General features: G+C 41.0%; 18 protein-coding genes. 15 read left to right on the forward strand and 3 right to left on the reverse strand.

Going from position 1 to position 18,370, the window contains the following annotated elements:
• Window positions 1–255 precede the first annotated feature (255 nt).
• The 3 genes from AKG98_RS12195 (at window position 256) to AKG98_RS12205 (ending at window position 4,105) form a co-directional block, all read left to right on the forward strand.
• Window positions 256–1,275, forward strand: coding sequence for a Fe(3+) ABC transporter substrate-binding protein (locus AKG98_RS12195; protein WP_067046091.1), 1,020 nt, complete (start codon window positions 256–258; stop codon window positions 1,273–1,275).
• Between the two features lie 146 nt (window positions 1,276–1,421).
• Window positions 1,422–3,053, forward strand: a complete 1,632-nt coding sequence (locus AKG98_RS12200) for an iron ABC transporter permease (protein ID WP_067046093.1) — start codon at window positions 1,422–1,424, stop codon at window positions 3,051–3,053.
• On the forward strand, window positions 3,053–4,105 hold the full coding sequence (locus AKG98_RS12205; protein ID WP_369814925.1) for an ABC transporter ATP-binding protein: 1,053 nt from the start codon (window positions 3,053–3,055) through the stop codon (window positions 4,103–4,105). Before AKG98_RS12200 ends, AKG98_RS12205 begins: the two co-directional genes overlap by 1 nt.
• A gap of 78 nt (window positions 4,106–4,183) precedes the next feature.
• Here AKG98_RS12205 and argR read toward each other — a convergent pair whose 3' ends face one another.
• Window positions 4,184–4,645: a transcriptional regulator ArgR gene (gene argR, locus AKG98_RS12210; protein ID WP_067046097.1), complete on the reverse strand. Its 462-nt coding sequence runs from the start codon at window positions 4,643–4,645 to the stop codon at window positions 4,184–4,186.
• A 308-nt stretch (window positions 4,646–4,953) separates the two neighbouring features.
• Here argR and artP point away from each other — a divergent pair, with 308 nt between their 5' ends.
• The 8 genes from artP to rlmB all read left to right on the forward strand — a co-directional run bounded on the left by artP (window position 4,954) and on the right by rlmB (window position 13,611).
• Window positions 4,954–5,694, forward strand: a complete 741-nt coding sequence (gene artP, locus AKG98_RS12215) for an arginine ABC transporter ATP-binding protein ArtP (RefSeq protein ID WP_067046175.1) — start codon at window positions 4,954–4,956, stop codon at window positions 5,692–5,694.
• A 41-nt stretch (window positions 5,695–5,735) separates the two neighbouring features.
• Window positions 5,736–6,479 (forward strand): transporter substrate-binding domain-containing protein, encoded by a 744-nt coding sequence (locus AKG98_RS12220; RefSeq protein ID WP_067046099.1) that lies wholly within the window; start codon window positions 5,736–5,738, stop codon window positions 6,477–6,479.
• Between the two features lie 135 nt (window positions 6,480–6,614).
• The gene (gene artQ, locus AKG98_RS12225) at window positions 6,615–7,289 is read left to right on the forward strand and encodes an arginine ABC transporter permease ArtQ (RefSeq protein WP_067046101.1); all 675 of its coding nucleotides are present in this window, start codon (window positions 6,615–6,617) and stop codon (window positions 7,287–7,289) included.
• Window positions 7,286–7,951, forward strand: coding sequence for an arginine ABC transporter permease ArtM (artM, locus tag AKG98_RS12230; RefSeq protein ID WP_067046103.1), 666 nt, complete (start codon window positions 7,286–7,288; stop codon window positions 7,949–7,951). The genes artQ and artM overlap by 4 nt, the downstream gene beginning before the upstream one ends.
• A 252-nt stretch (window positions 7,952–8,203) precedes the next feature.
• The gene (mdh, locus tag AKG98_RS12235; RefSeq protein WP_067046105.1) at window positions 8,204–9,142 is read left to right on the forward strand and encodes a malate dehydrogenase; all 939 of its coding nucleotides are present in this window, start codon (window positions 8,204–8,206) and stop codon (window positions 9,140–9,142) included.
• Between the two features lie 156 nt (window positions 9,143–9,298).
• Entirely contained in the window at window positions 9,299–10,096 is a 798-nt protein-coding gene (locus tag AKG98_RS12240) for a tetratricopeptide repeat protein (RefSeq protein ID WP_067046107.1), read from the forward strand.
• A gap of 183 nt (window positions 10,097–10,279) precedes the next feature.
• Complete coding sequence (gene rnr, locus AKG98_RS12245; RefSeq protein WP_067046108.1) at window positions 10,280–12,817, forward strand: ribonuclease R; 2,538 nt, start codon at window positions 10,280–10,282, stop codon at window positions 12,815–12,817.
• A 41-nt stretch (window positions 12,818–12,858) separates the two neighbouring features.
• Complete coding sequence (gene rlmB, locus AKG98_RS12250; RefSeq protein ID WP_067046110.1) at window positions 12,859–13,611, forward strand: 23S rRNA (guanosine(2251)-2'-O)-methyltransferase RlmB; 753 nt, start codon at window positions 12,859–12,861, stop codon at window positions 13,609–13,611.
• A gap of 193 nt (window positions 13,612–13,804) precedes the next feature.
• Here the strand turns inward: rlmB and AKG98_RS12255 are convergent, their stop codons facing one another.
• The gene (locus AKG98_RS12255; RefSeq protein WP_067046112.1) at window positions 13,805–14,371 is read right to left on the reverse strand and encodes an RDD family protein; all 567 of its coding nucleotides are present in this window, start codon (window positions 14,369–14,371) and stop codon (window positions 13,805–13,807) included.
• 173 nt (window positions 14,372–14,544) lie between these two features.
• On the opposite strand from AKG98_RS12255, the gene AKG98_RS12260 reads away from it, so the two are divergent.
• The 4 genes from AKG98_RS12260 to rplI all read left to right on the forward strand — a co-directional run bounded on the left by AKG98_RS12260 (window position 14,545) and on the right by rplI (window position 16,660).
• A complete protein-coding gene (locus AKG98_RS12260; RefSeq protein ID WP_083543957.1) occupies window positions 14,545–15,021 on the forward strand; it encodes a GNAT family N-acetyltransferase in 477 nt (158 codons plus the stop codon).
• A 453-nt stretch (window positions 15,022–15,474) separates the two neighbouring features.
• On the forward strand, window positions 15,475–15,849 hold the full coding sequence (rpsF, locus tag AKG98_RS12265) for a 30S ribosomal protein S6 (RefSeq protein WP_067046114.1): 375 nt from the start codon (window positions 15,475–15,477) through the stop codon (window positions 15,847–15,849).
• A gap of 82 nt (window positions 15,850–15,931) precedes the next feature.
• Window positions 15,932–16,159, forward strand: coding sequence for a 30S ribosomal protein S18 (gene rpsR, locus AKG98_RS12270; RefSeq protein WP_006030173.1), 228 nt, complete (start codon window positions 15,932–15,934; stop codon window positions 16,157–16,159).
• Window positions 16,160–16,207: 48 nt separating this feature from the next.
• Entirely contained in the window at window positions 16,208–16,660 is a 453-nt protein-coding gene (rplI, locus tag AKG98_RS12275; RefSeq protein ID WP_067046116.1) for a 50S ribosomal protein L9, read from the forward strand.
• A 104-nt stretch (window positions 16,661–16,764) separates the two neighbouring features.
• On the opposite strand, the gene AKG98_RS12280 is transcribed toward rplI, so the two are convergent.
• Window positions 16,765–18,369, reverse strand: coding sequence for an FGGY-family carbohydrate kinase (locus tag AKG98_RS12280; protein ID WP_067046118.1), 1,605 nt, complete (start codon window positions 18,367–18,369; stop codon window positions 16,765–16,767).
• Window position 18,370: the final 1 nt, after the last annotated feature.

Here is an 18,370-nt window from a genome sequence, read left to right on the forward strand (position 1 = left end):
TTGGAAGACTAACGCAATTTAATATTGCAATGCTTAAGCCGTTGACGACAAGAATCCCCCTTCCTTCCCCGACTTGTCGGGCGCGAAGCGAGGTGGGGGAGCTTCAACCTCGTTTTCTTATATACCTTAAATGTGACGACCTGTGTGAACTAGATTAAATCTTTGTGATAATTGTTATCATTTAGACTTGTACTAGCTGCGTGATTCTTATAGACTCCATTCCATAATGTAAACAATTCGTATTTAGAGGTAAGGATGAAAAAGGGAATATTTGGTTTATCTGCTTTGGCATTAACAACGTCACTAATGAGCGCTACTGCTTTTGCTAGTGAAGAAGTTAATATTTATTCAAATCGCCAAGCGAATTTGCTTAATCCGATCCTTGAACAATACACGAAAGATACTGGTGTAAAGGTGAACATTGTATTTGCGAAGAAAGGACTTGCAGATAGAATGAAACGTGAAGGTCGTTTATCAAAAGCCGATCTATTATTAACAACTGATATCAGCCGTTTAGTTGAAGCTGTTGATAGCGGCGTTACTCAGCCTGTATCAAGCGATGTATTAGAAGATAACATTCCAGCGCAATACCGTGACCCAGATGGCGAATGGTTTGCACTAACAACACGTGTACGTAATATCTATACTTCACGTGAAGTTTATGGCGACGTTGCTAACATCACTTATGAAGAACTTGCAGACCCTAAATATAAAGGTCAAATCTGTACGCGTTCAGGTAAACACCCATACAACGTAGCACTTATCTCATCAATGATCTCGCATCACGGTGAAGCTGAAGCAAAAGTATGGTTAGAAGGTGTTAAAGCTAACTTAGCACGTAAACCACAAGGTAACGATCGTGCGCAAGTTAAAGCGATTAAAGAAGGCGTTTGTACTGTTGCGCTTGGTAATAGCTACTACCTAGGCAAAATGTTAAAAGATCCAAAACAAGTTGCTTGGGCTGAATCTGTTAACATTAACTTCCCTAATCAAGAAAACCACGGCGCGCATGTAAACGTTTCTGGTATGGTATTAGCGAAATACGCACCGAACAAAGGTAACGCAGTTAAACTGATGGAATACCTGTCCGGCGCGAAAGCACAACAAATGTATGCTGAAGTTAACATGGAATACCCAGTTAAAGCGGGTATCAAAGCATCTGAGCTAGTTTCATCTTGGGGTGAGTTCAATGCTGACTACATGCCTGTAGCAGAGATTGCAAAACATCGTAAAGCTGCACTAAGACTACTTGATGAAGTTAAATTCGACTTGTAGAATAGCGTATAGCCCTATAATACATTGGGTTAACAGTGAATGTTACGACTGATTTAGTTGTTAACAGACTGATTTAAAGGTTGGTATAGTTACTTCGTAACTGACCAGCCTTTTCGCGTATCTAAACAGGAGTTATTTTTCCGTTCATGAATCATAAGTTAGCCTTTTCTTGGCATTCTAGTAGTTGGTTTATTGCGATCATGTTAGCGCTACCTATTGCCGCGTTGTTTTATCAGGCAATTGGCCCCAGTGCAGATGTTTTTCAACACCTTATTGATACTGTACTTCTCGACTATGTTCAAAATACCCTCGCACTTGTTTTCCTTGTTTGTTTAATCAGTAGCATCATCGCATTACCTGCCGCTTGGCTTATTGCTATGTGTAATTTTCCAGGACGTAAAAGTTTACAATGGGCATTGATGCTACCAATGGCTATGCCCGCTTATATTGTTGCCTATATTTATACTGACATGTTTGATTATGCTGGGCCGGTACAAATTGCCTTACGCGGACTGTTTGGCTGGCAGAGTGCCAGTGATTATTGGTTCTTTGATATCCGAACAATACCGGGTGCTGCGACTGTGTTAGCGCTGGTGTTATATCCTTATCTTTATTTATTAGCTCGTACTTCATTTCTGGAACAATCAACCAGTCTTATTCAAGCCAGTCGTGTACTTGGCAGTTCGGCATTGTCGAGCTGCATTCGAGTGTCATTACCCCTTGCGCGTCCTGCAATTGCTGTCGGTTTATCGCTTATCGCGATGGAGACTGTCGCCGATTTTGCGACGGTGAATTATTTCGCGGTAAATACGTTAACGACAGCGGTGTATGATACTTGGATTGGTCACGGTAGTTTAACGGCAGCGGCGCAGTTATCGGTAATGACGTTATCGGTGATCTTATTGTTTGTCGGTTTAGAGCGCTTTGCACGCCGTAAGCAACAAGTATTTCAAAAAAGCATGTTACATGAGCAAGAGGTGCGTTATCAGTTAACGGGCTGTGCCAAGTTGCTGGCGATGGTTTGGTGTTGGTTATTAGTGTTTGCTGGTTTCTTATTGCCGTTTGCGGTATTAGTGAATTATGCATGGCATTATTTTGCTGAATCTTGGACCGAGGAGTTCTTCCAATACAGTGCAAACAGCTTAATTCTTGCGGTTGTGGTGGCCGGCTTAGCGGTTCTTTGTGCGATATTATTGGGTTTATACCGTCGTTTAGTCGGTTCTAAATATGCGACTATTCCTGCACGTATCAGCACCATGGGTTATGCATTACCCGGTACGGTATTGGCTATTGGTATTATTATTCCGCTGACGTCGGCAGACTTCTTATTAAATGATTTAACTGAATTATTATGGGATTGGACGCCGGGACTGGTCTTTACCGGTACGAGTTTTGCACTTGTTTTTGCTTATCTTATCCGTTTTTCGGCGATTGCGGTTGGCTCTATTGAAAGTAGTATTGATAAAATATCGCCGTCATTAGATATGGTCACGCGAACCTTAGGGCATAGCCCGCACAGTATGATCCGAAAAGTGCATATTCCCTTGATCCGGAAAGGGGTTTTGGCTGCATTCCTGTTAGTATTTATTGAATCTATGAAGGAATTACCAACCGCGTTGCTATTACGTCCATTTAACTATGAAACGCTAGCGACTTACGTGTTTCAGTTTGCTTCTGATGAAATGTTAGAGCAGGCTGCATTAGCGGCCATTGTGATTGTGTTAGTTGGATTAATCCCGCTTATTTTCTTGAACCGTTCTTTGGAGCAACAGCACTGATGACATCTTCTTCATCTGCTTTACGTATTTCTGATCTGCATTGTAGTTATGCAGGCGTCGATATTTTAACGGGGCTTGATCTGAATTTAGGTAAAAACGAAATTCTGTGTTTATTAGGCCCAAGTGGTTGTGGTAAAACGACAACGTTAAAATTGATCGCAGGGTTATTACCACCCACGCAAGGTAGCATCGAAATTAACGGTAATATCGTTGATAATGGTGAATTTAATCTGGCACCAGAAAAACGTAATGTCGGTATGATCTTTCAGGATTATGCGTTATTTCCACATTTAACAGTGACTGACAATGTCGTGTTTAGTTTGCATAAACAAAGTAAAACTAAACAAAAAGAGAAACTGGATTATGTGCTTAAGCTTGTTAATCTGACCGAATTCGCTGACCGTTATCCGCATCAGTTATCGGGTGGTCAACAGCAACGTGTTGCGATTGCGCGGGCGTTGGCAAGTTCGCCAGAGTTGTTATTACTGGATGAACCTTTTTCTAATATTGATAGTCAGGTTCGTCATCACTTGATTGAAGAGATGCGCGGTTTACTTAAATCGCACAACATGAGCGCTATCTTTGTTACCCACAGTAAAGAAGAAGCGTTTGCTTTTGCCGACCGTTTAGCTGTTTTCCATCAAGGTAAGATTGAGCAGTTAGGGACACCAAGCGAGCTATATAACCAACCTGCGACACGCTTTGTTGCAGACTTCTTAGGCAAGGTTAATTATTTAGATGCAGTGGTCGTTGATGACTATAGTGTACAAACAGCATTAGGTGTTATTCGCAGTCAGCACAAGTTAAGCGTGGCTGTTGGTGAACAAAAACTGTTAGCTCTTCGACCTCAGCAGTTAAAATTAGCGCTCGTAGAGCGGGGGATGGCAGCGATCAGTCAACAACAGTTCTTAGGGATGACCACACATTGTACTATCACTTTAATAGATAACAACATGGCGTTATCGGTATCAATGCAGCAGCCAATGGTCATCGGTGATGTGGTGAATGTAACCGTTGAAAATCATGATCTGGTGTTATTTGATCGCGATTAACTGATTAACTGATTAACTGATTAATGATAGTAATTTTTGGCGTGCGAATCGTCGCTGCGCCAAACATTAATACGCTGATTACAGATATTCAAACAACTCTTTTACTGCACTATCTACTTCTGCAATAATCGTGGTGCTAGTCGGGGTGATGAAAATAGTATCATCGCCTGCAATTGTCCCCAAAATACCTTCGGTACGTCCTAATGAATCTAATAAACGTGCGATCAATTGTGCCGAGCCTGGGCTAGTTTGGATCACAATCAGACATTCATTATGGGTAATATCTAATACTAAGCTTTTTAATTGGCTGCTAATCGTTGGCACACCTAACTCAGCAGGTAGGCAATAAACCATTTCATCTTTGGCATTGCGTGTGCGTACAGCACCAAATTTGCTCAGCATTCTTGATACTTTCGATTGATTTACGCTGTCAAACCCTTGTTCTTTAAGCGCATCTACAATGTCACCTTGTGAACCCAGGTGCTCTTCTTTTAATAATCCTTTAAATGCTTTTACTAACTGATCTTGTTTTTCACTCATACTTGTTACCATGTCAGTTGATTCATCTATAATTCAAGATTGCTAATCTTAAAATCAATGTGGTTATATAATGATACCGTCACTAATTTTATCGTTCATTTATAAAGTTCGCTACTAAGTTATTAATGCAATGAAGCGATGAACTGAATAATTATGCATATGATACCAGCAGGCTATATTTTATCTAGTTTATTTGGTTAATGTGGCTAGTATGCATAAAAACCGAATAAAAGTGAATATTTATGTTGATCTTGAAGTTTATTCGGTTATTATATTCGTATCTAGTGCAATTATATTCAGTTACCATTATGAGCATCGAACTAAAAAACATCTGTAAATCTTGGGGTCAACTTGATGTATTACAAAACATCGACCTTAAATGTGCGAAAGGCGAGACCTTAGTGCTACTTGGTCCAAGTGGTGCCGGTAAGAGCTCTCTATTGCGCGTACTTAATTTACTTGATACGCCAGATAATGGCTCTATCAGTATTGCCGGTGAAACATTTGATTTTTCTGGCACACTTAATGATAAAACATTAGCTAAACGTAGCCAGATGCTAAGACAGAAAGTAGGCATGGTATTTCAACAATACAACCTATGGCCGCATATGTCTGTGATGGATAACTTAATTGAAGCACCCGTTAATATTTTAAAACAAACAAAACAACACGCTCGTGAAGAGGCCATGAAGATCCTTGAGCAATTACAACTAACGGATAAAGCCGATGTATTTCCATTAGCCTTATCAGGTGGTCAACAGCAACGTGTCGCGATTGCACGTGCTTTAATGATGAAACCAGAAGTATTGTTATTTGATGAACCGACTGCGGCGTTAGATCCAGAGGTAACTAATCAAGTGGCTGAAATCATTAAATCATTAGCCATCACAGGTATTACGCAAGTTGTTGTTACGCACGAAGTGGACTTCGCACGTAAAGTCGCTAGTCAGGTTTGTTATCTTGAAAACGGTGAAATTGTTGAATTTGGTGGTGCTGAGCACTTCCAGAAACCACAAACGCCACAGTTTACAAATTACTTAAAGCATTAGTTTACAAATTATTTTAAACATTAGGAATAAGGTCGTACCAAATGAAAAAATTACTTACAGCATTAATTCTAACTTCAGCTGCAGCACAAGTAACAGCGGCAGAACAAATAAAATTTGTCACTGAAGCGACGTATCCTCCATTTGAAATGATGGATGAAAACAACGAATTCCAAGGTTTTGATATTGATATCGCCCGCGCAGTTTGTACTGAATTAAAAGCTGAGTGTAGTTTTGCTAACCAGTCATTTGATAGTTTGATCCCAAGCCTAAAGTTCCGTCGTTATGATGCGGCAATTGCAGCAATGGACGTAACGCCAGCACGTCAAAAACAAGTTGATTTTTCTGATGTCTATTATGAGAATTCAGCGGTACTAGTGGCTGAAAAAGGCAAATACAATATTGTTGCTGATTTAGCAGGTAAAGCTGTGGGTGTACAAAATGGTACATCACACCAAGCTTACATGATAGATACTTACGCAGATGAAAAAGTATTGCTACTTAACTTCCCATCATACCAAAAAGCGTTTTTAGACCTTAAAAATGGTCGTATCAATGGTGTATTTGCAGACTCTGCAGTGGCGCACGATTGGTTAACTAAGCACAGCGGTGGTAACTACGAAACAGTCGGTAAAGCCGTGACTGATGCGAAATACTTTGGTGCTGGTTTTGCTATTGCAGTACGTAAAGGTAATACTGAATTATTAGCTAAATTGAACAAAGGTTTACAAACGATTAAAGCGAACGGCACCTACGATAAGATTTACGCAACATACTTTGCTAAATAATAGATAACAGTGTTTAATCTCGACCTGAGTTGCATTGCAATATCAGGGCATAATAGACCCGTTATTGTGGTAACGAGATAATTTATTTTAAAGTGCCTTTTAGGGGCACTTTTTGTTTTTACGTCCGGAGTTTTTATGGATCTTTTGCAGCTTCAATTATTATTGGATGCAACAAAAATCACCCTTGGCCTCGCGCTAACATCATTGTTGGTTGGCTTGGTTCTCGCTATTTTATTTTGTGTTGCAGAAATGCAAAAGAACCCACTTATTGCCAAGCCGATTAGCTTATTTGTTACTGTATTACGTGGTTTACCTGAGATATTGATCGTATTTTTCATTTTCTTCGGTGGTACGCATATCCTATTTCTATTAACCGATGAATTTTATGATATCAGTCCGTTTTGGAGTGGTGTGGTGGCACTGTCGCTTATCTTTGCTTCTTATGCTTCGCAAACGTTACGTGCGGCAATTCAATCGGTACCAAAAGGCCAGCAACAAGGCGCGCAAGCACTTGGTATGGGGCCAGTGCGTTGTTTCCTGCGTATTACCTTACCGCAAGCATGGCGTTTAGCACTGCCGGGTTTAGGCAATCAGTGGATGGTACTGCTAAAAGATACTGCGTTAGTATCTTTGATTGGGGTAACGGACCTGATGAAGCAAGCCGACTTATTATCAGGTAGCACTTACAAACCATTTACCTTCTTAGTTGCCGCCGCGACTATTTACCTGATTATCACCCTGATTAGTCAGTGGATGTTAAAGCACCTTGATCGTTACATTAACCGTTTTGATGTTGGAGTTGCAAAATGACCTTAGATCACTTCTGGTTATTATTTAATGGCTTGAGTACCACCCTTGAAATTACCTTTTTCAGCTTATTGTTTGGGTCTATGATTGCGGTGTTGTTAACGTTGGCGATGATCAATAAGATCCCGGGGCTAAACTTATTAGCTCGGGCTATTATTTTGGTCTTTACCGGTACCCCGTTATTGATCCAAATTTTCTTGGTATACAGTGGGCCGTCCCAGTTTGAGTGGATCAAAGACAGCTTCTTATGGGATTACCTGCGCCAGGCTAAGGTTTGCGCCATCATTGCGTTATCGTTTAATACGGCAGCGTATTCATCGCTACTTTTTAAAGGCGCGATTGAATCGGTACCACGTGGCGAATGGGATGCCTGTAATGCGCTGGGTATGAACCGTTGGCAAACCCTGGCGGTTATTGTGCCCCATGCGATACGCCGTGTATTACCGTCTTATTCTAATGAAGTGATCTTGGTACTCAAAGGTACATCATTAGCCAGCTCGATCACGATTATGGATGTGATGGGTTATGCCAATCAAATCAATGGTCAAACCTATGATGCATTAATGGCCTTTTCTGCTGCGGGTATTATCTACTTAGGCATGAATGGTATCTTGGTATTGATCTTTAAACAGTTAGAGAAAAAAGCGCTCGCGTTCCAATCTTAACTTCTGCGTTACTTACTCACTGATATCGTTATTGATACCGATATCAGTGAGTAAATTGTATTATTTCACCTGAAAGTGAATCGCTAATAGATAGAAAGCGAAACTCTTAAAACCCATGCGTCATTCATTTATTTACCGTGCATATTCGTGTTGTTAATTGTTTTTTAGTCAATGTTGCAGTAAGGTAGCAGTGATTAAAGGAATGTGTGAATATTGTATTCTACATAAACAATTAAGATAATGGAGACGTCTATGAAAGTTGCTGTATTAGGTGCTGCTGGTGGTATCGGTCAAGCTTTAGCCCTACTTTTGAAAACTCAACTACCTGCTGGTTCTGATTTATCACTTTATGATATCGCACCAGTAACTCCAGGTGTTGCTGTTGATTTAAGCCATATCCCTACAGACGTTACTATTGCTGGTTTTGCTGGTACAGATCCTACTGAAGCACTTGTTGGTGCTGACGTGGTACTTATCTCTGCGGGTGTTGCTCGTAAGCCAGGCATGGACCGTTCAGATCTATTCAATATCAATGCTGGCATTATCAAAAACTTAGCAGCTAAATGTGCTGAAGTATGTCCAAACGCATGTATCGGTATTATTACTAACCCAGTGAACACGACTGTGCCAATCGCTGCTGAAGTACTTAAGCAAGCGGGTGTTTACGATAAGCGTAAACTATTCGGTATTACGACACTGGATGTTATCCGTTCTGAAACTTTCGTTAGTGCGCTTAAAGGCATTTCACTTGCTGACGTTGAAGTACCGGTTATCGGTGGTCATTCAGGTGTAACAATTCTGCCGCTACTTTCTCAAGTTAAAGGCGTTGAATTTACTGCTGAAGAAGTTGTGGCATTAACAGCACGTATTCAAAACGCTGGTACTGAAGTTGTTGAAGCTAAAGCGGGTGGCGGTTCTGCGACACTTTCTATGGGTCAAGCAGCTGCGCGTTTCGGTCTTTCTCTTGTTCGCGCATTACAAGGCGAAAAAGGTATCGTTGAATGTACTTATGTTGACGGTGGTTCTGAGCACGCAACATTCTTCGCACAACCTGTACTACTAGGTAAAAACGGCGTTGAAGAAGTATTAGCATACGGTGACTTAAGCGAATTTGAAGCGAACGCACGCGATGCGATGTTAGAAGAACTAAAAGCGAACATCACATTAGGTGAAGAATTCGTTGCTGGTTAATCATTACACTTAGCCTGTTAGGTTAAAGATGATGACAATTGAAGCCCAAGTTATTTTTAACTTGGGCTTTTTTATTTAAGAAAACGACACGTCGGTCGATATAACTATTACCACAGTAGTTATTATCGCTGAAAATTTTCTTTTAGGTTGATTGATATGCTTATAACACCGACAGCTCGGTTAACGACAATTGGTCATTATGTGAAAACGGCATTATTAGTCATAGCGACGAGTGTGTCTTTGGCTACTGCAATGCCAGTATTTGCAGAAACAAGTACCAAGCCCGTTGTGTTCAGCAAACCTGTTGGTGAAAAAGAGCAACGTATTACCGACAGCGGCGAACGTGCTGTTGCGGCGGAAAAAGCAGGTAAAACAGCATCTGCATTCAGCGAATATCCCAGTGCGATTGAGTTATATAGTGATGATGAACTTAATCAGCTCATTGCGGAAAATACTCATCTTAAACGGGTGCGAGCAGATGACTGTCAACTTGTTGCTGATATTAAAGCGCGTGCTGAATTAGTGAGACTACCGACGTATCAATTTTTATGGGGTGACATGTTAGCTTGGGGAGTGTGTGTTGATAAAAATGCCGAACTCGGTGTTTATTATATGCGTGAAGCCGCCAGACAGGGTCTACCTCGGGCATTGGAACAACTGGGTCGTTACTATGTACAAGGGAAATTTGTGCAGCAAGATATTGAACGTGCTTTGCCGTTATTTGAGCAATCGGCTAAATTAGGTTTTCTACCGGCGAAAATACAATGGACCGAGCTATTAGTGCGAGGCTACGGTAGCCCTTATGATTATCAAATGGCGTACAGTTATTTATATAATACTGTGACGGCTGATGTTAAGATGCACAAAAAATTAACCCTATTATTAGCGCAATTAGAAAACTTAATGCCTGAGCGTGTGGTTACAGCAGCAAAAAATGCCGCTAAATATCAGTAAGCATGACTAATTAATAACGGCATTAAAGCTAACTGAATAGTCAATTAGAGTTAGTTTCGATTCGATTCGATGTTCATTTATCACTATCCTTCTCGTATACCGAGTTACTTAGGGTACAAAACTGTATCCTAATGTGCTTTGGGTATATAATCCGAGCTATATACCTACCAATTTGGACCTTCTATGAGTAAAGACCCTTTCCATACGCGCGAGCAGGAAAAATACAGCAATCCTATTCCTAGTCGAGAATTTATTCTTGATTATCTTCGTAGCCTTGATAAAACGATTAATCGTGAGCAAATATTTGCTGGATTACAATTAGCAGGTGAAGAACACGAAGAAGCTTTACGTCGTCGTTTACGTGCGATGGAACGTGATGGACAGTTAATTTTTGCTCGTAACAGAACGTATGAGTTACCTGAAAATTTAGATCTATTGGAAGGCCTAGTATTAGGTCATCGCGATGGCTTTGGCTTTTTCCGCCCTGATGATGGTGGTAAAGATTTATTTATCTCTATCCGTCAAATGTCGACGTTATTCCATGGCGATCGTATTCTTGCACAACCTGTAAAAGAAGAATTTAAAGGCCGTAAAGAAGCACGTTTTGTACGTTTATTAGATGCTGAACCACTGCAACTTGTTGGTCGTGTTTATCTGGATAAAGGCATTGCCTTTGTACGTCCGGATGACAGCCGTATTAAACAAGAAGTGCGTATTAGCGACGAAGAACGTCTTGGTGCTCGTGCTGGTCAAATGGTTGTGACTGAAATTTTAAAACGTCCGACTTATAACTTACCTGCATTAGGTAAAGTGATTGAAATATTGGGTGAAAATATGGCACCTGGTATGGAAATTCAAGTAGCGATCCGTACCCACGATATTCCCCATGTATGGCCTGAACATATTCTTGAAGACATGGAAAAACTGTCTCCAGAAGTACCTGAAGAATCAAAATTAAATCGTGTTGATTTACGTGACTTACCGTTATTAACGATTGATGGCGAAGATGCCCGAGATTTTGATGACGCGGTATTCTGTGAACGTAAAAAAAGCGGTGGCTGGCGTTTATGGGTAGCGATTGCTGACGTAAGTTCATACGTACAAACGAATTCTGATTTAGATTTAGAAGCACAAGGCCGTGGTAACTCGGTTTACTTCCCTGAGCAAGTAGTGCCTATGCTGCCAGAAGTATTATCGAATGGTTTATGCTCGCTAAATCCACATGTTGACCGTCTATGTATGGTTTGTGAAATGACCATTTCTGATGCTGGACGTTTGTCTGGTTATAAATTTTACGAAGCGGTGATGAACTCACATGCGCGTTTAACGTATACCAAAGTGGCCAACATTCTTGATGGTGATACTGAATTGCGTGATGAATATCAAGCGGTAGTACCACATCTTCACGAATTACATAACATGTACAAAGTGTTGAAAACAGCACGTTCTGAACGTGGTGCGATTGAGTTCGAAACGTTAGAAACGCGTTTTGTATTTAATGAACACCGTAAAATCGATAAGATCGTGCCGGTTGTACGTAACGATGCGCATAAACTGATTGAAGAATGCATGATCTTAGCGAACGTGTCATCGGCACGTTTTGTTAGCAAGCATAAAGCAGCTGCATTATTACGTGTGCATGATACTCCAGGTGAAGAAAAGTTAGTTAACTTCAGAAGTTTCTTAAGTGAGACGGGTTTAGAGTTAAAGGGTGGTTTGAAACCAACACCACTCGATTACGCTGATTTGATTAGTCGTATTCAAGATCGTCCGGATAAAGAACTTATCCAAACGATGCTGTTACGTTCAATGAAACAAGCAGTATACCAAGCTGAGAACAACGGTCACTTTGGTTTAGCATTAACAGCATATGGTCACTTTACGTCACCAATTCGTCGTTACCCTGATTTAGTATTACACCGAGCAATCAAGTTTGAAATTGCGAACCAAGCGGCAGTTAAAGCAGGCGAGCCATTAACCCAGCGTTGGACTAGCACTGGCGGTTATTGCTACCAAGTATCGGATGTTGAGACACTCGGTGAGCATTGCTCATTAACAGAACGTCGTGCCGATGATGCAACGCGTGATGTATCCGATTTCTTGAAATGTGAATATATGCAAGATCACCTTGGTGATACATTCGACGGTGTGATTGCTGCGGTAACTAACTTTGGTTTCTTTGTGCGTATCAAAAACTTAAACATCGATGGCTTGGTACATGTATCTAGCTTACGCGGTGATTATTATAACTTTGATGGCGGACGCCAAACCTTACGTGGCGAGAAAAGCGGTGTTGAATATCGCATCGGTGATCAAGTCGAGGTGAAAGTCTTAGCGATCAACATGAACGATAAGAAAATTGATCTTGAGATAGCGGGTGCAGTACAACACAGCCGTCGCAGTAAACGTAAACCAGCTGAATTTTCAGGTAAGCGTAAACCGGCAACAGCGGCCAAAGAATCTGACCCTAAAGCTAAAAAACGTGACAAGCTAAAGCTTAATACGAATGATGATGCAGTCGTGAGCGCGGAAGAAAAAGCCCGCTTTGCTGCAAAGTTGAAGCCGCAAGCTGATGCATCTACTGAACAAGGTAAGTCGCCTGTTGAGACGACTAAGCCTAAAAGTAAGACTAAACCAGCGAAGAAGAAAGTAAAAGCCAAGGCTAAATCACGCCCAGGCAGAGCTGAACGTTCAAAGCAAAAAGCAAATACTAATAAATAGTAATAGCAATAGTAATAATAGTGACAAGGTAGAGAGATACAATGAGCAGTGAACTAATTTTCGGTATTCATGCAGTTAAATCATTATTGGAGCATGAACCAGAGCGCTTCATTGAAGTATATGCATTAAAAGGACGTGAAGATGATCGTCTAACACCATTAATCGCAGAATTAAATGATATTGGTATTGCAGTGCAATTGGTTAACCGTAACACACTGGATAAGAAGTGCGACGGCGGCCGTCATAACGGTGTATTAGCGCGCGTTAAAGAAGGTAAGAAATTAAACGAATCTGATCTAGATACGTTACTTAATCGTCTTGAAGAGAAAGAACAACAGCCATTATTATTGATTCTTGATGGCGTTACTGACCCACATAATCTAGGTGCTTGTTTACGTAGTGCTGATGCGGCTGGTGTTCATGCTGTTATCGTGCCTAAAGATAAGTCAGTACAACTGACGTCTGTGGTGCGTAAAGTAGCCTGTGGCGCCGCAGAAACAGTGCCACTAATTGCCGTGACAAACCTTGCACGTACTATGCGTGAGCTACAAGAACGTCGTATCTGGATTGTAGGTACTGCGGGCGAAGCAACACAAGATTTATACCAGCCTAAACTAACAGGCCCATTAGCTATTGCGATGGGTGCGGAAGAGAAAGGTCTGCGTCGTTTAACGCGTGAACATTGTGATGAGCTAATTAGCATCCCAATGGCGGGTAGCGTTTCAAGCTTGAACGTATCAGTAGCGACTGGTATTTGTTTGTTTGAAGTTGTACGTCAACGTCAGGCTAAATAATCCTACGCGCTTGTTTGGTGAATAGGTTTAGTAAATAGGCTTAGTAAATCGGTTTAACCAATCGGTTTACAACAATGAGTTGATATAAAAAAAGCGTCCAATCAATGGACGCTTTTTTATTAACTCTATTTTATCACCTAAAGTTTTTATCGACTATCGTGTGCTGCCACTATTTAGCGTAATGCGCTAGCGATTAAGCATCCATTACATCAGACGCTTCCGTTTTACCGTCACTACCGACATGGACTCCGCTACTCGCAATTTTACGGCCTCTTGGCATCTTCACGACTAATGTTTTCGCTAAGTCATCATGTAGGCAGCGGCGTTGATCACCTCTAAAAATAGCTAAAAAATTACTGATCGTAATTACAAAACCAAAAAATGGTAGATAAGCGACAACCCAAAATGGCAGGTAACGCTTGAGGATGATGTCTTGTAAGCTGAGGCGTTGGCCATTTTCGCCGACCACTGCAATACCAACAATGCGTTTACCTAGGGTCTGACCATATTCTTTAAGTAAGTAACTGTTTAACGCCATGAATAGCAGAATCTCAAGCAATGATACTTTGACTTGAGTGGCAAAGGAAATCGTGAAATTTTCATCGATACCGGCACTTAAATTCAGTAAATCAAAACCGAGAATAAACGGGACTAACATTACAGTCGGAAAAATGACTTTATCTAATATTGCGGCTTGGAAGCGTTGAGCTAACGTGGCAAGTTCAACATATTGACGTGATGACGAAGGTTCAGGTTGCATATGACTTCTATAAATTAGTGAGTTAACTGGAATTCAGACATAGATAATAATCAATCCTTAGCGTAATAATCAAGATTTACTCGCACTTATTTACGAATTAAAGTTTTAATTCACAGCGTAAATAATATTGTTATTATGTTAGGTGATTTTAATTTTAGTATATGGGATTGATTATGACTTGGATGTGTTATCGGTTTAGTGAGTTGTCCAGTTTGCAACTCTATGATGTATTGCAATTACGTGCAGCTATCTTTGTTGTCGAGCAAGATTGCGCTTATCAAGATATCGATGGTTTAGATATGCATCCAGATACGCGTCATATTCTGCATTATAGTACGAAAGGTGAGTTACTTGCTTATCTGCGTATTTTAGCGGCGGGAGTTAGTTACCCCGATGTCGCGATTGGTCGTGTTGTCACTGCTACATCAGCCCGTGGACAAGGACTTGGTCATCAGTTACTTGAACGTGGTATTAGTGCGGCCAAATCAGTATGGCCGGATCAAGATTTATACCTTTCTGCACAAGCTCATTTACAGCGTTATTATCAACGTTATGAGTTTGCTACTGTGACGGCAGAATATTTGGAAGATGGAATTCCCCACGTTGGTATGCGCTGGCAAGCGAGTGCTGAGCATTTGAAAAGCTCATAACAAACAAGACTAATAACATGCACGATAGCATGTACGGTGATAGTGTTTTGATCATAACAAGTCCTTGTTAATGGCAGTATATTGTTGCCGTGATAATGTTTATTGTTATAGCGTATTCATTATTTAATATGGTACATATTATTCATTTTATTTTACGGTTTGATGATAAAAATATAAATCAGCATTTGTTATTAATACTTTTATTTATCAATAATTAAAAGATGAATTTGAATTGATGCTTTAGACTTAATTCTTTCGTAGGCAGGGATGATACCCAAGTTACTTCAAGTATAAATGTAAATATTTACGATTATCTTCGCTGTCTAGTTGTATTGTGGGGAGTGACACTATATAATTCGCGGTCTCAAAATTAGTCAATTTTCTATACGTTCCTTGCCTCGATGGACCGACTAAGCCAGAGCCGAGGCTGATTAAACCCGTGAGGAGCTTACGATGCGTCATTACGAAATCGTATTTATGGTTCACCCAGATCAAAGTGAACAAGTTACAGGCATGATTGAGCGTTACAGCGCTGTTGTGACTGAAGCAAATGGTACTATCCACCGTCTAGAAGACTGGGGTCGTCGCCAATTAGCATACCCAATCAACAAACTTCATAAAGCTCACTATGTTCTTATGAACATTGAAGCTGGCCAAGATGTTATTGATGAGCTAGAAAATAACTTCCGCTTTAACGACGCTGTTATCCGTAGCATGTTCCTACGTACTAAAGGTGTTGTTACTGAAGCTTCTCCAATGGCTAAAGCTAAAGAAGAACGCCGTGAAGCGCCTGCTGCTACTACTACAGAAGCACCAGCTGCTAAATAATAGCGTTTTAGCTATAGGTATTTGTTTGTTGGATAACATTTAGTTATCCAATTTGTTGAGAAGATTTTAGGAGATTTTCATTATGGCACGTTTTTTCCGTCGTCGTAAATTCTGTCGTTTCACTTCTGAAGGTGTTACGGAGATTGATTATAAAGATATCGCTACGTTAAAAAATTACGTAACTGAAAGCGGTAAAATTGTACCAAGTCGTATTACTGGCACACGTGCTAAGTACCAACGTCAACTTGGTCGTGCGATTAAACGCGCACGTTACTTGTCTCTACTTCCATACACTGACTTACATAAGTAAGCTATTGTTTGGTCGTCAAGACTAACTCTCTATATTTGAGGAAAGGTAATGAAAGTAATTTTATTAGACAAGATCGCTAAATTAGGTAAATTAGGCGAGACTGTTAACGTTAAAGCTGGTTATGCTCGTAACTTCCTTTTACCGAAAGGTAAAGCGGTTCTAGCAACTAAAGCAAACGTAGAATCTTTCGAAGCACGTCGTGCTGAACTAGAAGCTAACGTAGCTGCTGTTAAAGCAACTGCTGAAGCTAAAGCTGCAACAATCAACGCTCTAGAAGCTGTTGTAATTGCAACTAAAGCTGGTGACGAAGGTAAGATTTTCGGTTCTATCGGTACTCGTGACATCGCTGATGCGATCGTTGCTGCTGGTGTTGAAGTTGCTAAAAGTGAAGTTCGTCTTCCTGAAGGCGCTTTACGTACTCTTGGTGCGTTCGAAATCAGCATCCAAGTACACAGCGAAGTATTCGCTACAGTGAACTTAGAAGTTGTAGCTGCAGCTTAATTTAAAGTTTAACTTTAGATTAATCTCAGTATAAAGCCATGGCATATGCCATGGCTTTTTTTATGCCTGTAATTTGAGGGCATCGCTATTTTGGATAACCGGTACTATTTTGGGTAGCCAGTGATGGTACGAATAGACTGGTATAACGGCTGTAACTGTTTGTACATTTTCAAATAGACTTGATTATAAAGCGCATCATAAGTCGCCACAATTTCTGGCTGCGGTTGAAATACTTTATTTACTCGGGTCATCGCTGCAATTGCCTGATCAAAATCAGCATAAATACCAAGCCCAACCGCGGTAACAATCGCAGCTCCTAAGCCCGATGTTTCGAATGTATGTGGGCGTTCTGCTGGCATATTAAAAATATTGGCCGTTAACTGCATCGCCACATCACTTTGAGAACCGCCACCTGATACCCGCAATGTGGTTATTTTGACCTTGTTACGCTTGCTGATACGCTCTTTACCTTCGCGTAACGCATAGGCAAGCCCTTCTAAGATCGCGCGGTAAATATGGGTACGAGTATGCACATCACCAAAACCAATAATACCGCCTTTAGCTTCAGGTCCCGGTTCGCGCGCGCCAGGTGTCCAATAGGGTTGTAACATCAGCCCCATAGAACCGGCTGGAATGTCTGCGACTAAGCGATCGAATAATACTTCTGGTGCAATACCTTCGGCATCAGCGAGATGTTGCTCCCGTAAACCAAACTCTTTCTTAAACCAACTGATTAACCAAAAACCACGATAAATCATCACCTCTGAAGAATAGTGGCGCGGTATCGCGGAAGGAAAGGGCGGTAAATGTGGTGTGGCTTCTACGTATTTGTCTGTGGTTATGTTAATCGTTGCGGTAGTACCATAACTTAAACACGCAATGTTGGTGCGATTGCCGCCAGAGCCGATAATTTCGCAAGCTTTGTCTGATGCCGAAGCTATCACGGGTAATCCGGCTGGAATACCTGTATAGGCGGCAGCGTCTTCGGTGACATGACCAACAAGCTCTCCAGGTTCGACCAGATTAGGTAACATTTTCGGATCTATCGCTAGCATATCCCAACGCCAATCCGATTTTTTTAACCAAGCCAGCTTTTTATAATCAAACGGGATATAACCCACTTGGCTACCAATTGAATCAACCACGTTATCGGTGAACTTATAATTTAAAAAGCCTGATAACAGTAAGTATTTAGATGTATCTCGCCATACTTCGGGTTGATTTTGACGGATCCAAATGGCTTGTGACTTTTCTTGAAAACGCTGAATAATATCTTCGACACGGGCAATTTTAAATAACCAGTTCCAAGGCCATTGAATGCTTTCTTGTTGCGCATGACGTTGATCTAACCAGATGATCGCCGGCCGTAATGGTTTGCCTTCAGCATCAAGATTGATCACCGTACCACGTTGAGTCGTGATCGACATACCAGCAATATGCTGTTTATCGATCGTGGGGTATTGTTTAAGATCTTGCCAAAGTAAATCACAGGCCTGCTTGACGGCTAGCCAGTAATAATCTGGATCCTGCTCTGCCCAACCAGGCTGCGTTGAAAAATAAGGGGTGATCACTTGTTGGCCTTTGGCGATCAAATTGCCTTGGTGATCAAAAAGTAGTGCGCGAACACTTTGGGTTCCATTATCAATACTCAACAAATAGCGTTGCTGCTCCGATGCTAATGGTGATGATGTTGGAGTAAGACTATCCATG

The sequence above is a fragment of the Moritella sp. JT01 genome (genome assembly GCF_001574435.1).
In the GTDB taxonomy this organism is placed as follows: domain Bacteria; phylum Pseudomonadota; class Gammaproteobacteria; order Enterobacterales; family Moritellaceae; genus Moritella.

What these genes read in the sequence shown, in the direction of transcription:
- AKG98_RS12195 (WP_067046091.1), top strand. Translation starts at nt 256, where the DNA reads ATGAAAAAGGGAATATTTGGTTTATCTGCTTTGGCATTAACAACGTCA.
- AKG98_RS12200 (WP_067046093.1), top strand. Translation starts at nt 1,422, where the DNA reads ATGAATCATAAGTTAGCCTTTTCTTGGCATTCTAGTAGTTGGTTTATT.
- AKG98_RS12205 (WP_369814925.1), top strand. Translation starts at nt 3,053, where the DNA reads ATGACATCTTCTTCATCTGCTTTACGTATTTCTGATCTGCATTGTAGT.
- argR (WP_067046097.1), bottom strand. Translation starts at nt 4,645, where the DNA reads ATGAGTGAAAAACAAGATCAGTTAGTAAAAGCATTTAAAGGATTATTA.
- artP (WP_067046175.1), top strand. Translation starts at nt 4,954, where the DNA reads ATGAGCATCGAACTAAAAAACATCTGTAAATCTTGGGGTCAACTTGAT.
- AKG98_RS12220 (WP_067046099.1), top strand. Translation starts at nt 5,736, where the DNA reads ATGAAAAAATTACTTACAGCATTAATTCTAACTTCAGCTGCAGCACAA.
- artQ (WP_067046101.1), top strand. Translation starts at nt 6,615, where the DNA reads ATGGATCTTTTGCAGCTTCAATTATTATTGGATGCAACAAAAATCACC.
- artM (WP_067046103.1), top strand. Translation starts at nt 7,286, where the DNA reads ATGACCTTAGATCACTTCTGGTTATTATTTAATGGCTTGAGTACCACC.
- mdh (WP_067046105.1), top strand. Translation starts at nt 8,204, where the DNA reads ATGAAAGTTGCTGTATTAGGTGCTGCTGGTGGTATCGGTCAAGCTTTA.
- AKG98_RS12240 (WP_067046107.1), top strand. Translation starts at nt 9,299, where the DNA reads ATGCTTATAACACCGACAGCTCGGTTAACGACAATTGGTCATTATGTG.
- rnr (WP_067046108.1), top strand. Translation starts at nt 10,280, where the DNA reads ATGAGTAAAGACCCTTTCCATACGCGCGAGCAGGAAAAATACAGCAAT.
- rlmB (WP_067046110.1), top strand. Translation starts at nt 12,859, where the DNA reads ATGAGCAGTGAACTAATTTTCGGTATTCATGCAGTTAAATCATTATTG.
- AKG98_RS12255 (WP_067046112.1), bottom strand. Translation starts at nt 14,371, where the DNA reads ATGCAACCTGAACCTTCGTCATCACGTCAATATGTTGAACTTGCCACG.
- AKG98_RS12260 (WP_083543957.1), top strand. Translation starts at nt 14,545, where the DNA reads ATGACTTGGATGTGTTATCGGTTTAGTGAGTTGTCCAGTTTGCAACTC.
- rpsF (WP_067046114.1), top strand. Translation starts at nt 15,475, where the DNA reads ATGCGTCATTACGAAATCGTATTTATGGTTCACCCAGATCAAAGTGAA.
- rpsR (WP_006030173.1), top strand. Translation starts at nt 15,932, where the DNA reads ATGGCACGTTTTTTCCGTCGTCGTAAATTCTGTCGTTTCACTTCTGAA.
- rplI (WP_067046116.1), top strand. Translation starts at nt 16,208, where the DNA reads ATGAAAGTAATTTTATTAGACAAGATCGCTAAATTAGGTAAATTAGGC.
- AKG98_RS12280 (WP_067046118.1), bottom strand. Translation starts at nt 18,369, where the DNA reads ATGGATAGTCTTACTCCAACATCATCACCATTAGCATCGGAGCAGCAA.